Source organism: Streptomyces sp. NBC_00322 (assembly GCF_036147535.1).
In the GTDB taxonomy this organism is placed as follows: domain Bacteria; phylum Actinomycetota; class Actinomycetes; order Streptomycetales; family Streptomycetaceae; genus Streptomyces.
In genome coordinates this window covers 2,756,350-2,769,370 of sequence record NZ_CP108019.1, presented here as the reverse complement: position 1 = coordinate 2,769,370, position 13,021 = coordinate 2,756,350, and the positions used below count along the sequence as shown (strand labels likewise).

At 70.4% G+C, this 13,021-nt stretch carries 9 protein-coding genes; 7 read left to right on the top strand and 2 right to left on the bottom strand.

Annotated features, from left to right (window positions below; genetic code table 11):
- Positions 1-18 precede the first annotated feature (18 nt).
- A complete protein-coding gene (locus tag OG905_RS12360; RefSeq protein WP_328667783.1) occupies positions 19-1,440 on the top strand; it encodes a sugar porter family MFS transporter in 1,422 nt (473 codons plus the stop codon).
- Between the two features lie 39 nt (positions 1,441-1,479).
- On the opposite strand, the gene OG905_RS12355 is transcribed toward OG905_RS12360, so the two are convergent.
- Positions 1,480-2,451 (bottom strand): LLM class flavin-dependent oxidoreductase, encoded by a 972-nt coding sequence (locus OG905_RS12355; RefSeq protein ID WP_328667781.1) that lies wholly within the window; start codon positions 2,449-2,451, stop codon positions 1,480-1,482.
- Positions 2,452-2,891: 440 nt separating this feature from the next.
- Between OG905_RS12355 and ftsY the strand changes: the two genes are divergently transcribed.
- Positions 2,892-4,097 (top strand): signal recognition particle-docking protein FtsY, encoded by a 1,206-nt coding sequence (ftsY, locus tag OG905_RS12350; protein WP_328667780.1) that lies wholly within the window; start codon positions 2,892-2,894, stop codon positions 4,095-4,097.
- Between the two features lie 87 nt (positions 4,098-4,184).
- Here ftsY and OG905_RS12345 read toward each other — a convergent pair whose 3' ends face one another.
- Positions 4,185-4,841, bottom strand: coding sequence for a bifunctional DNA primase/polymerase (locus tag OG905_RS12345; protein WP_328667778.1), 657 nt, complete (start codon positions 4,839-4,841; stop codon positions 4,185-4,187).
- 428 nt (positions 4,842-5,269) lie between these two features.
- Here OG905_RS12345 and nsdA point away from each other — a divergent pair, with 428 nt between their 5' ends.
- From nsdA to ffh, 5 genes are all read left to right on the top strand, one after another.
- Positions 5,270-6,739 carry a transcriptional repressor NsdA gene (nsdA, locus tag OG905_RS12340; RefSeq protein ID WP_328667777.1) on the top strand — a complete coding sequence of 490 codons (1,470 nt, stop codon included), beginning with the start codon at positions 5,270-5,272 and terminating at the stop codon, positions 6,737-6,739.
- A 345-nt stretch (positions 6,740-7,084) separates the two neighbouring features.
- Positions 7,085-8,440: an ammonium transporter gene (locus OG905_RS12335; RefSeq protein WP_328667776.1), complete on the top strand. Its 1,356-nt coding sequence runs from the start codon at positions 7,085-7,087 to the stop codon at positions 8,438-8,440.
- Complete coding sequence (locus OG905_RS12330; protein WP_084904268.1) at positions 8,437-8,775, top strand: P-II family nitrogen regulator; 339 nt, start codon at positions 8,437-8,439, stop codon at positions 8,773-8,775. The genes OG905_RS12335 and OG905_RS12330 overlap by 4 nt, the downstream gene beginning before the upstream one ends.
- Positions 8,776-8,809: 34 nt before the next feature.
- On the top strand, positions 8,810-11,263 hold the full coding sequence (locus tag OG905_RS12325) for a [protein-PII] uridylyltransferase (RefSeq protein WP_328667770.1): 2,454 nt from the start codon (positions 8,810-8,812) through the stop codon (positions 11,261-11,263).
- A 97-nt stretch (positions 11,264-11,360) separates the two neighbouring features.
- Complete coding sequence (ffh, locus tag OG905_RS12320; protein WP_328667769.1) at positions 11,361-12,911, top strand: signal recognition particle protein; 1,551 nt, start codon at positions 11,361-11,363, stop codon at positions 12,909-12,911.
- The last annotated feature ends 110 nt before the right edge of the window (positions 12,912-13,021 follow it).

Genomic DNA, 13,021 nt, shown 5'->3' with positions numbered 1-13,021 from the left:
GACGCCCCAGGAGTACACGTGACCAGCACCGTGCAGCCGCCTCCGGCATCGGGAGCCCGTGAGGCCCATCCCGACCACCTCGGCCATGTCATCTTCATCACGGCCGCCGCCGCGATGGGCGGTTTCCTCTTCGGCTACGACAGTTCGGTCATCAACGGCGCTGTCGAGGCCATCCGCGACCGCTACGACATAGGCTCCGGAACGCTCGCCCAGGTCATCGCGATCGCCCTGATCGGCTGCGCCATCGGCGCGGCCACCGCCGGCCGGATCGCCGACCGTATCGGCCGCATCCGCTGTATGCAGATCGCCGCCGCGCTCTTCACCATCAGCGCGGTCGGCTCCTGCGTCCCCTTCGCCCTCTGGGACCTCGCCTTCTGGCGCGTCATCGGTGGCTTCGCCATCGGCATGGCATCGGTCATCGGCCCGGCCTATATCGCCGAGGTCTCCCCGCCCGCCTACCGCGGCCGGCTCGCCTCCTTCCAGCAGGCCGCGATCGTCATCGGCATCGCCGTGTCCCAGCTGGTGAACTACGGCATCCTGCAACTCGCCGACGGTGAGCAGCGCGGCGAGATCGGCGGGCTCGAGGCCTGGCAGTGGATGCTCGGCGTCATGGTCGTGCCCGCGGTGCTCTACGGGCTGCTGTCCTTCGTGATCCCCGAGTCGCCCCGCTTCCTGATCTCCGTCGGCAGGACCGACCGGGCGAAGGAGGTCCTCGGCGAGGTCGAGGGCCACAGCGTGGACCTGGACGCCCGCGTCGCCGAGATCGACCAGGCGATGCGCAGCGAGCACAAGTCGACCTTCAAGGACCTGCTGGGCAGCCGCTCCGGCTTCCTGCCCATCGTCTGGGTCGGCATCGGACTCTCGGTCTTCCAGCAGCTCGTCGGCATCAACGTCGCCTTCTACTACTCCTCGACGCTGTGGCAGTCCGTCGGCATCGACCCCACCGACTCGTTCCTCTACTCCTTCACCACCTCGATCATCAACATCATCGGCACCGTGATCGCGATGGTCCTCGTGGACAGGATCGGCCGCCGCCCGCTCGCCCTCGTCGGCTCGGCCGGTATGGCGATCGCGCTGGCCTTCGAGGCCTGGGCCTTCTCCGCCGATCTCGTCGACGGCAAGCTGCCCACCACCCAGGGTGTCGTGGCCCTGGTCGCCGCCCATGTCTTCGTGCTCTTCTTCGCCCTCTCCTGGGGCGTTGTGGTCTGGGTCTTCCTGGGCGAGATGTTCCCCAACCGGATCCGCGCCGCGGCGCTCGGCGTCGCCGCCTCCGCCCAGTGGATCGCCAACTGGGCCATCACCGCGAGCTTCCCGAGCCTGTCGGACTGGAACCTCTCGGGCACGTACGTCATCTACACAGCCTTCGCCGTGCTCTCGATCCCCTTCGTGCTCAGGTACGTCAAGGAGACGAAGGGCAAGGCGTTGGAGGAGATGGGCTAATCCCCGCTGCCCCTCTCCTCACCACGGAACTGCCCCGGCTCACCCAGTGAGCCGGGGCAGTACGTGTTCGCACATCAGCTGCAGGCTGCGCCAGCCCTCGTCCACCGGCATGCCGCCGCACAGCGGATGCAGTACGAGACTCTCGGCGCCCAGCGCCACGCACTCGTCCGGCGTGACAATCCGGTACACGCCCTCGGCGCGGAGTTCGTCGACGGTGGTGGCGGCGGACTTCACCGCCGAGCGGATGTCCTTGGACTGCCACGAGGCGTACATCCGGGCCTCGTGCAGGAAGTGCTTTCCGTACTCTGCCCAGGTGCGGTCCGGGTCCTCGGACAGATGCAGGAGCGGCGTCTTCTCGGCGGGCATCATCGTCCAGCCCTCGGTGCCGTATTCGGCGAGCCTGTCCTGGTAGTACGCCTGAAGCTCCGGCAGATGCGCGCTCGGGAAGAACGGCAGCCCGAGGCGGGCGGCGCGGCGGGCCGCCGCCTTCGACGAGCCGCCGACGAGCAGCAGGGGGTGGGGCTGGGTGTACGGGCGCGGGGTGACCCGTACCGTACGGCCCTCGTAGGTGAAGGGCTCGCCCGTCCACGCCTTGAGGAGGGTCTCCAGGAGCAGATCCTGGATCTTGCCGCGCCTGCCCCAGTCGACGCCGTGGGCCTCGTACTCCTCGGGCCGGTAGCCGATGCCCGCGACCGTGACCAGTCGTCCTTTGCCGATCAGGTCGAGCACGGCGATGTCCTCGGCCAGCCGCAGCGGATCGTAGAGCGGGCCGATGATCGCGGAGACGGTGACCGCGATACGGCGGGTGGAGCCGAGGACCGCGCCGGCGAAGACGAAGGGCGAGGGCAGCCAGTTGTTGCCGGCGCCGTGGTGCTCCTCGGTCTGGATCGTGTCGATGCCGCGGTCGTCGGCGTACGCGGCCATTTCCAGGGCGGCGCGATAGCGGGCCGCGAGGGTCTCGGGTGTCGCGTCGGGATCGACGAGATTGAAGCGGGCCACCGTGAAGGCCATGGGAACGTCCCCCTCCGCAGCGTATGAGCACGGCGAAGAGGGACGGTAGCTGACGTCGCGTCAGATTGATAGAGCGGAGGGCCCGGGTTCTGCGAGGGGCTAGGGCGTGTTTGAGACGTCCCTCCCCCAGAGCTTCGCCTGGGAGGTACCCCCACCCCGCGGCGCCTGGCACGCACACTCGCGGTGTTGTCGGAGTCGCCCAAGTACGTCCAGTACGAGGACGATCCTCCGCCTTGCGATTGCACGCACCAGACGCCGCGGGGCCCGCCCTTCGGGCGGACGGCGCTACTTCTCAAACACGCCCTGGGCGACCACGACGGTGGCCGCGCAGCCCGGGCTCGCCCACGGGACAGGGCGGCGGACCGGCCCTTCCCGCAGGGCGCGCAGCCCCGCAGAGGGAGCGAACGGCCATCTGCGAGGTCACGCATACTGGTCGGGTTATGGAAATCCTCATCCTTGCTGTAGTCATCGCCCTGGTCGCGGTCGGCGCGATCAGCGGGCTCGTGGTCAGCAGCCGCAAGAAGAAGCAGCTGCCGCCCTCGGCACCGTCGAGCACGCCGACCATCACTGCCCCGCCCGCCGAGCCTCAGGTCGGTGAGGACGCCGCCCCGACGGTCGAGGAGCCGCGCCGCACGATCGAGGAGGTCGATCTCCCCGACACCACGGGAGCCACGGCTCCGGTCGTCGTCGAGGAGCCCCTCGCCCCCGAGATCGAGATCCCCGAGCCGACCGCCGGCCGGCTGGTCCGGCTGCGCGCGCGTCTCGCTCGCTCCCAGAACTCCCTCGGCAAGGGTCTGCTCACGCTCCTGTCGCGCGAGCACCTCGACGAGGAGACCTGGGAGGAGATCGAGGACACCCTGCTCACCGCGGACGTCGGCGTCGCGCCGACCCAGGAGCTGGTCGAGCGGCTGCGCGAGCGGGTGAAGGTGCTCGGCACGCGTACGCCCGACGAACTGCGCGGGCTGCTGCGCGCGGAGCTGCTGCACCTCCTCGGCACCGACTTCGACCGTGCGGTGAAGACCGAGAGCGGTCTGGACACCCCGGGCGTCGTCATGGTCGTCGGTGTCAACGGCACCGGAAAGACCACGACGACCGGAAAGCTGGCGCGGGTGCTCGTCGCGGACGGCCGCTCGGTTGTTCTCGGTGCGGCGGACACGTTCCGCGCAGCGGCCGCGGACCAGCTCCAGACCTGGGGCGAGCGGGTCGGCGCGCGCACGGTGCGCGGGCCCGAGGGCGGCGACCCGGCGTCGGTCGCGTTCGACGCGGTCAAGGAGGGTATCGCCGAGGGCGCGGACGTCGTACTGATCGACACCGCCGGCCGGCTGCACACCAAGACCGGCCTGATGGACGAGCTCGGCAAGGTCAAGCGCGTCGTCGAGAAGCACGGCCCGCTGGACGAGATCCTGCTGGTCCTGGACGCCACTACGGGTCAGAACGGCCTGGTACAGGCCCGGGTCTTCGCGGAGGTCGTGGACATCACCGGCATCGTGCTGACCAAGCTGGACGGCACGGCCAAGGGCGGCATCGTGGTCGCGGTCCAGCGCGAGCTGGGCGTCCCGGTGAAGCTGGTGGGCCTGGGCGAGGGGCCGGACGACTTGGCACCGTTCGAGCCGGAGGCGTTCGTGGATGCGCTGATCGGCGAGTAGCTCGCCCTTTACCGGGGCTCCGCCCGGACCCCCGACATACGACCTTCGGCCGCATGTCCGCAATCGCTGAGGTCCGGGGGCCCCGGTTCAGGAACGGTGGCAGACGTACGCCAGCGTCCCCAGCAGCAGCCGCGCCTCCGGCGGCGCCGTCGCCGTGTCCAGCGACGGGGGTCGCAGCCAGCTGACCGGCCCAAGACCCGCGTGGTCCGACGGCGGCGCCGTGATGTGCGCGCCCGGGCCCAGGCAGTGCAGGTCCAGGTCCGCGTCGTCCCAGCCCATCCGGTAGAGCAGCTGCGGGAGTTCGTCGGCCGCGCCCGGCGCGACGAAGAACTGGCAGCGGCCGTCCGGCGTGGCCGTCACCGGGCCGAGCGGCAGGCCCATGCGCTCCAGGCGCACCAGCGCCCGCCGGCCCGCCGGGGCGGCGACGTCCAGGATGTCGAAGGCGCGGCCGACCGGCAGCAGCAGCGCCGCGCCCGGTACCTGGGCCCATGCCCTGGTGACCTCGTCCAGCGTGGCGCCTGCGGGGACCTCGGGGGCGAAGCGGAGTGGATGAGCCCCCGGGGACGCGCAGTCGCCCGCCCCGCAGGAACACTCGCCCGAAGCCGCTCGCGCCCCCGGCGCCACGTCCCAGCCCCAAAGCCCCGTGTACTCCGCCACCACGGTGCACTCCGCGGTGCGCGCACGGCGCCGTGAGCCGGGCCTGATCTGACTGATCCCCCGGCTGCCGCCGATTGTGAAGCCCATGCCCCCTCCAACGGGTCGAATCGCCGGTGGTTACGACCCGAAGTCCGCTCGTGACACTGCGTCGCAATCGGTGAAGGTCCGGCGGCGCACAGTGGCGAGAGGGGTGGTGCGGCCCGGGTCGCGCGCCTGCGCGTGCACCGCTCCGCTGACTCCTGATCGTCGTGTGTCAAGTGAATCGTGCCTGACGGCAGGGGAGTTCATTCGAAGGGGTGGCGAATGGTGGCGTTTCTGGAATCGCCCTCGCTGGAGGGGTGATCGTGGGACTACTTTCAGTACACGAGCCCTGGAGTTCTGCGCATCCGCGGGTATGCCGGAGGCAACTCGGTTTCCTGTTCGATGGGGCGCAACCTCCCTACGGAGAGCTTCAGTTCACGGCATTCTGGTAAGGGTTCGGGCGACAGAGCTTTTCGGCGGATGGGGGCAATCCAGTGGGCGGCACCGGCGCAGGCGGTACGAATACCGGCAAGCGCCCGAACGAGCAGTTGGGCTCGTGGTTCGTGCGCAGCGGTTGGTCGAAGGGCGAGCTGGCGCGCCAAGTGAACCGCAGGGCGCGCCAGATGGGCGCACACCACATCAGCACCGACACCTCGCGGGTGCGCCGCTGGCTCGACGGCGAGCAGCCGCGCGAGCCGATCCCGCGCATCCTCTCCGAGCTGTTCTCCGAGCGCTTCGGGTGTGTTGTCGCCATCGAGGACATCGGTCTGCGCTCGGCGCACCAGTCACCGTCGGTGTCCGGGGTCGACCTGCCGTGGGCCGGCTCGCAGACCGTCACCCTCCTTAGCGAGTTCTCGCGCAGCGATCTGATGCTGGCGCGGCGCGGCTTCCTCGGCACCTCGCTCGCCCTGGCCGCGGGCCCCGCGCTCGTCGAGCCGATGCAGCGCTGGCTGGTGCCCTCCCCGGTCGGCGAGCCGGGAGCGCCGCCGGCCGCCGCGCGCAGGTCCTCGCGGCTCTCCAGGCCCGAGCTCGATCTGCTGGAGTCCACCACCGCGATGTTCCGCCAGTGGGACGCCCAGTGCGGCGGCGGACTGCGCCGCAAGGCCGTGGTGGGCCAACTGCACGAGGTCACCGACCTGTTGCAGGAGCCGCAGCCCGAAGCCACCGCGCAGCGGCTGTTCAAGTGCGCGGCCGAGCTCGCCGAGCTCGCCGGCTGGATGAGTTACGACGTCGGCCTGCAGCCCACCGCGCAGAAGTACTTCGTGCTCGCGCTGCACGCCGCCAAGGAGGCGGCCGACAAGCCTCTCGGCTCGTACATCCTGTCCTCCATGAGCCGCCAGATGATCCACCTGGGGCGGCCGGACGACGCCCTGGAGCTCGTCCATCTCGCGCAGTACGGCAGCCGCGACTGTGCGACCCCGCGCACCCAGGCGATGCTGTATGCGATGGAGGCCCGGTCGTACGCCAATATGGGCCAGCCCAGCAAGTGCAAGCGAGCCGTCCGGATGGCCGAGGACACCTTCGCCGACGCCGGTCTCGACGGCGAGCCGGAGCCCGACTGGATCCGCTTCTTCTCCGAGGCCGAGCTCAATGCCGAGAACGCGCACTCCTACCGCGATCTGGCCTATGTGGCGGGCCGCAGCCCCACGTATGCCTCGCTCGCCGAGCCGATAATGCAGCGCGCCGTGGAGCTTTTCGGCAAGGACGAGGAGCACCAGCGGTCGTACGCACTGAATCTGATCGGCATGGCCACCGTTCATCTGCTCAAGAGGGAGCCCGAACAGTCGACGGCCCTGGCCGGGCAGGCGCTGAAGGTCGCCAAGCGGGTCCGCTCCGAGCGGGTCAACACCCGGCTGCGCAAGACCGTCGACACCGCGGCCCGCGACTTCGGTGACGTGGCCGAGGTCGCCCACTTCACCGACCAGCTCACATCCCAGCTGCCCGAGACCGCAGAAGCGGTCTGAGAGGGCTGCGCCCAGCAGGCCCCGGCCGCGACGTTCACCTCGAAACAGCCCGACTCGGCTCCCCCATCGCCAGGTCAGCCGGGTGACGTCGCGGCCGGTTCTGCGGGGCGGATGACGGGGCACTTTTTCCGGGGCCCCGTGACGTGCGGAGAGGGTACTCCCGTTACGTACTCGTGACCCCGCTGTTCATGGCGGTGTAACACGCCGGACCTCTTCGTCACTGCGGCGAAACATCGTGCGGCATCGACGGAAACGGCATTGGGCCAATCTCAGGGCGCATAACCGGCCCGCCCTTCCGCTCAGGCTTCGCCCGCACGCGGCCGCACCGACGACGAGGAGACGCCGATGCCAACAGGCATCTCGACGCTTGCAGCAGACACCCCGACGCTGTCAGCAGCCAACACCGGCTTCATGCTCATCTGTTCCGCCCTGGTGATGATCATGACACCGGGCCTGGCCTTCTTCTACGGAGGCATGGTCCGGGTCAAGTCCACCCTGAACATGCTGATGATGAGCTTCATCAGCCTCGGGATCGTCACGATCCTGTGGGTGCTGTACGGATTCAGCGCCGCCTTCGGCACCGACAAGGGTGGCCTCATCGGCTGGACCTCCGACTACGTCGGACTGAGCGGCCTCGGCCTCACCCAGCTGTGGGACGGCTACACCATCCCGGTGTACGTCTTCGCCGTCTTCCAGCTCATGTTCGCGATCATCACGCCCGCGCTGATAAGCGGTGCGCTCGCCGACCGCGTCAAGTTCACCGCCTGGGCGCTGTTCATCACGCTGTGGGTCACCGTCGTGTACTTCCCGGTCGCGCACTGGGTGTGGGGCGCGGGAGGCTGGCTCTTCGAGCTCGGTGTCATCGACTTCGCCGGTGGTACCGCCGTCCACATCAACGCCGGAGCCGCGGCCCTCGGCGTGATCCTGGTCATCGGAAAGCGTGTCGGCTTCAAGAAGGACCCGATGCGGCCGCACAGCCTGCCGCTGGTGATGCTCGGCGCCGGTCTGCTGTGGTTCGGCTGGTTCGGCTTCAACGCCGGATCGTGGCTGGGCAACGACGACGGCGTCGGTGCGGTGATGTTCGTCAACACGCAGGTCGCCACGGCCGCCGCGATGCTCGCCTGGCTCGCCTACGAGAAGATCCGCCACGGTGCGTTCACCACGCTCGGTGCCGCCTCCGGCGCGGTGGCCGGTCTGGTCGCCATCACCCCGTCCGGCGGCTCCTGCTCGCCGCTCGGCGCGATCGCGATCGGTGTCATCGCCGGTGTGCTGTGCGCCATGGCAGTCGGCCTGAAGTTCAAGCTCGGCTACGACGACTCCCTGGACGTCGTCGGCGTCCACCTCGTCGGCGGTGTCGTCGGCTCCCTGCTCATCGGCTTCTTCGCCACCGGTGGCGTCCAGTCCGACGCCAAGGGCCTCTTCTACGGCGGCGGCCTCGACCAGCTCGGCAAGCAGGCCGTCGGTGTCGGAGCGGTGCTGGCCTACTCTCTGGTGGCATCGGCGATCCTCGCCTTCATCCTCGACAAGACCATCGGTATGCGGGTGGACGAGGACGTCGAGGTCTCCGGAATCGACCAGGACGAGCACGCCGAGACGGCGTACGACTTCAGCGGTGCGGGCGGCGGCGCCGGTTCCCGCAAGGCCGTGCCCACGCCGGCCGACTCCGTGGCAGCTGCAGAGAACAAGAAGGTGGACGCATGAAGCTCATCACCGCAGTCGTGAAGCCACACCGGCTGGACGAGATCAAGGAGGCCCTGCAGGCCTTCGGCGTCCAGGGCCTCACGGTCACGGAGGCCAGTGGATATGGCCGCCAGCGTGGTCACACCGAGGTCTACCGGGGCGCGGAGTACACCGTCGACCTGGTGCCGAAGATCCGTATCGAGGTACTGGTCGAGGACGACGACGCCGAACAGCTCATCGATGTGGTCGTCAAGGCGGCCCGCACCGGCAAGATCGGCGACGGCAAGGTCTGGAGCGTCCCGGTCGACACGGCCGTACGGGTGCGGACCGGCGAGCGCGGCCCCGACGCGCTCTGAGTCGCGGACCGCTCTACAGAACAGGAGCTACTGGGTGACGAGCCTCGAAGTGACCACCGAAGCGGAAGACTCGGGACCCAGCGGCTATGCGGCGGCCCGGCTGCGCCTTCTCAACGAGAAGGAGCAGTCCGGGCCGCCGCGCCGTGCGGCCCTTGCCAGGCTGACCGACGAGTGGCTGTCCGCGCTCTTCACCACCGCCTGTCTGGAGGCGAAGGTGCGCGGCGCTGCGCTCGTCGCCGTCGGCGGCTACGGACGCGGGGAGCTGTCCCCGCGCAGCGACCTCGATCTGCTCCTGCTGCACGACGGGAGCGCCGGAGCGGGCGCGCTCGCCGCACTCGCGGACCGGATCTGGTACCCGGTGTGGGACCTGGGGCTCGCCCTCGACCACTCCGTACGCACCCCGGGCGAGGCCCGCAAGACCGCGGGCGAGGACCTGAAGGTGCAGCTGGGGCTGCTGGACGCGCGCCCGGTCGCGGGCGATCTGGGCCTGGTCGCCGGGCTGCGCACCGCTGTACTGGCCGACTGGCGCAACCAGGCCCCCAAGCGGCTGCCCCAGCTCGACGAGCTCTGCCGCGAACGGGCCGAGCGCCAGGGCGAGCTGCAGTTCCTTCTGGAGCCCGACCTGAAAGAGGCGCGCGGCGGCCTGCGCGACGCCACCGCACTGCGCGCCGTCGCCGCCTCCTGGCTCGCCGACGCGCCGCGCGAAGGGCTCGCCGAGGCGCGCCGGACGCTGCTGGACACCCGCGACGCGCTGCATCTGACGACCGGGCGGGCCACCGACCGCCTCGCCCTCCAGGAGCAGGACCAGGTCGCCGCCGAGCTGGGCCTGCTGGACGCCGACGCGCTGCTGCGCCAGGTCTACGAGGCGGCGCGCACCGTCTCGTACGCCACCGATGTCACCTGGCGCGAGGTGAACCGGGTGCTCAGGTCACGGGCCGTACGGCCCCGGCTGCGCGCCATGCTCGGCGGTGGCCGTGGACAGCAGCCCGAGCGCAGTCCGCTCGCCGAAGGCGTTGTCGAGCAGGACGGCGAGGTGGTGCTCGCCCGCACCGCCAAGCCCGAGCGCGACCCCGTGCTCCCGCTGCGAGCCGCTGCCGCGGCCGCCCAGTCGGGTCTGCCGATCTCCCTTCACGCGGTAAGGCGACTCGCCGCGACCACCCGGCCGCTGCCCGTGCCCTGGCCCGCCGAGGCGCGCGAGGAGCTCGTCACCCTGCTCGGCGCGGGGGAGTCGACGATCGGTGTGTGGGAGGCGCTGGAGGCCGAGGGCCTGATCACCCGGCTGCTGCCCGACTGGGAGCGCGTACGGTGCCGCCCGCAGCGCAATGCCGTGCACACCTGGACCGTCGACCGGCATCTCGTCGAGGCCGCGGTCAAGGCCTCGGCGCTGACCCGCCGTGTCGGCCGCCCCGACCTGCTGCTGATCGCCGCCCTGCTGCACGACATCGGCAAGGGCTGGCCCGGCGACCACTCGGTGGCCGGCGAGACCATCGCGCGGGACGTCGCCACCCGGATCGGATTCGACCGCGCCGACGTGGCCGTCATCGCCACCCTCGTACGCCACCATCTGCTGCTGATCGAAACAGCCACCCGGCGCGATCTGGACGATCCGGCGACGGTCGCCTCCGTCGCCGAGGTCGTGGGATCGGTGAGCACCCTGGAGCTGCTGCACGCCCTCACCGAGGCCGACGCACTCGCCACCGGGCCCGCGGCCTGGTCGTCCTGGCGCGGCTCGCTCGTGACCGACCTGGTCAAACGCGTCGCGGCCGTTCTCGCGGGCAACGCCCCGGCCGAGCCGGAGCTCGCGGCGCCCAGCGCCGAACAGGAACGGCTCGCCATCGAGGCGCTGCGGACCGGCGAACCCGTACTCGCGCTGCACGCCCAGACCGAGGCGCCCGCGGGGGAGGAACCCGAACCGGTCGGCGTCGAGCTGCTGATCGCGCTGCCCGACCAGCCGGGCGTACTGCCCGCCGCGGCCGGAGTGCTCGCCCTGCACCGGCTGACCGTACGCGCCGCCGATCTGCGCACCATCGACCTGCCCAGCGAACTGGGCGGACCCTCCGGCGTACTGCTGCTGAGCTGGCGCGTCGCCGCCGAGTACGGTTCCCTCCCGCAGGCCGCCCGCCTGCGCAGCGATCTCGTCCGGGCCCTGGACGGCTCGCTCGACATCCCGGCCAGACTCGCCGAGCGGGAGTCCGCCTACCCGCGCCGCCGCGGGGTGCAGGCCCCGCCACCGCGGGTCACGGTCGCCGCTGCGGGTTCGAGCCTGGCCACGGTCATCGAGGTCCGCGCCCAGGACGCGCCGGGCCTGCTGCACCGGATCGGCCGGGCACTGGAGGACGAGGCGGTACGGGTGCGCAGCGCCCATGTCTCCACTCTCGGCTCGAATGCCGTCGACGCCTTCTATGTGACCGATCCCGAGGGCGCGCCACTGCCCGCCGAGGAGGCGGCCAGGACCGCCCGTGCCCTGGAGGCCGTACTGCGCGGCTGATGTGAGACCCCCCACGGGGCAGACCCCACCTCGCGCGGCCGGATACCCTGGGGGACACTGTCCGCCCGCTCCCGACATCTGAGGATCCGCGACCACCGTGTTCGACACCCTCTCCGACCGCCTTGCCGCGACATTCAAGAACCTCCGGGGCAAGGGCCGCCTGTCCGAGGCGGACATCGACGCCACGGCGCGCGAGATCCGTATCGCGCTGCTCGAGGCGGACGTGGCGCTGCCCGTCGTCCGCGCCTTCATCAAGCAGATCAAGGAACGCGCGACCGGCGCCGAGGTCTCCCAGGCACTGAACCCGGCCCAGCAGGTCATCAAGATCGTCAACGAGGAGCTCATCGGCATCCTCGGTGGCGAGACGCGCCGCCTGCGCTTCGCCAAGCAGCCGCCGACCGTGATCATGCTCGCGGGCCTCCAGGGTGCCGGTAAGACCACGCTCGCCGGAAAGCTGGGCCTCTGGCTCAAGGGCCAGGGTCATGCGCCGCTGCTCGTCGCCTGTGACCTGCAGCGCCCCAACGCGGTCAACCAGCTCGCCGTCGTCGCCGAGCGCGCGGGCGTCGCGGTGTACGCGCCGGAGCCGGGCAACGGAGTCGGCGACCCGGTCAAGGTCGCCAAGGACTCCATCGAGCACGCCCGGGCCAAGCAGTACGACGTCGTCATCGTCGACACCGCCGGCCGCCTCGGCATCGACCAGGAGCTGATGCAGCAGGCCGCGGACATCCGCGACGCCGTCAGCCCCGACGAGGTCCTCTTCGTCGTCGACGCGATGATCGGTCAGGACGCGGTCAACACCGCGGAGGCCTTCCGTGACGGCGTCGGCTTCGACGGCGTGGTGCTCTCCAAGCTCGACGGCGACGCCCGCGGTGGTGCGGCGCTCTCCATCGCGCACGTCACCGGCCGCCAGATCATGTTCGCCTCCAACGGCGAGAAGCTGGACGACTTCGACGCGTTCCACCCGGACCGCATGGCGTCCCGCATCCTCGGCATGGGCGACATGCTCAGCCTGATCGAGAAGGCCGAGCAGACCTTCAGCCAGGAAGAGGCCGCCAAGATGGCCTCCAAGCTGGCGAGCAGCAAGGGCAAGGACTTCACGCTCGACGACTTCCTGGCCCAGATGGAGCAGGTCAGGAAGATGGGCTCCATCTCCAAGCTGCTCGGGATGCTGCCCGGTATGGGGCAGATCAAGGACCAGATCAACAACATCGACGAGCGCGACGTGGACCGTATGGCCGCGATCATCAAGTCGATGACCCCGGCTGAGCGCCATGACCCGACGATCATCAACGGCTCGCGCCGGGCCCGTGTCGCCAAGGGCTCGGGTGTCGAGGTCAGCGCGGTGAAGGGCCTGGTGGAGCGGTTCTTCGAGGCTCGCAAGATGATGTCGAGGATGGCGCAGGGCGGCGGGATGCCGGGAATGCCAGGGATGCCGGGCATGGGCGGCGGCCCCGGCCGGCAGAAGAAGCAGATCAAGCAGGCCAAGGGCAAGCGCAAGAGCGGCAACCCGATGAAGCGCAAGGCCGAGGAGCAGGCGGCAGCGGCGCGCCGCGAGCAGGCGGCGCAGGGCGGGGCGTTCGGACTGCCGGCGGGTGAGCCGGGCAAGGACTTCGAACTGCCCGACGAGTTCAAGAAGTTCATGGGCTGACAGCAGTTCTGAAGGGCCCGCGGCCGGAGCGGCCGCGGGCCCTTTTGCCGTCCTGCCCCGGGTAGGTGCCCCCGGATACGTCTTCGGCTGGCGATGCCAAGGGATCCATG

Bases quoted from the DNA above. Each gene is read 5' to 3' on its own strand.
- OG905_RS12330 (WP_084904268.1), top strand. From the start codon at position 8,437: ATGAAGCTCATCACCGCAGTCGTGAAGCCACACCGGCTGGACGAGATC.
- ftsY (WP_328667780.1), top strand. From the start codon at position 2,892: ATGGAAATCCTCATCCTTGCTGTAGTCATCGCCCTGGTCGCGGTCGGC.
- OG905_RS12345 (WP_328667778.1), bottom strand. From the start codon at position 4,841: ATGGGCTTCACAATCGGCGGCAGCCGGGGGATCAGTCAGATCAGGCCC.
- OG905_RS12335 (WP_328667776.1), top strand. From the start codon at position 7,085: ATGCCAACAGGCATCTCGACGCTTGCAGCAGACACCCCGACGCTGTCA.
- OG905_RS12355 (WP_328667781.1), bottom strand. From the start codon at position 2,451: ATGGCCTTCACGGTGGCCCGCTTCAATCTCGTCGATCCCGACGCGACA.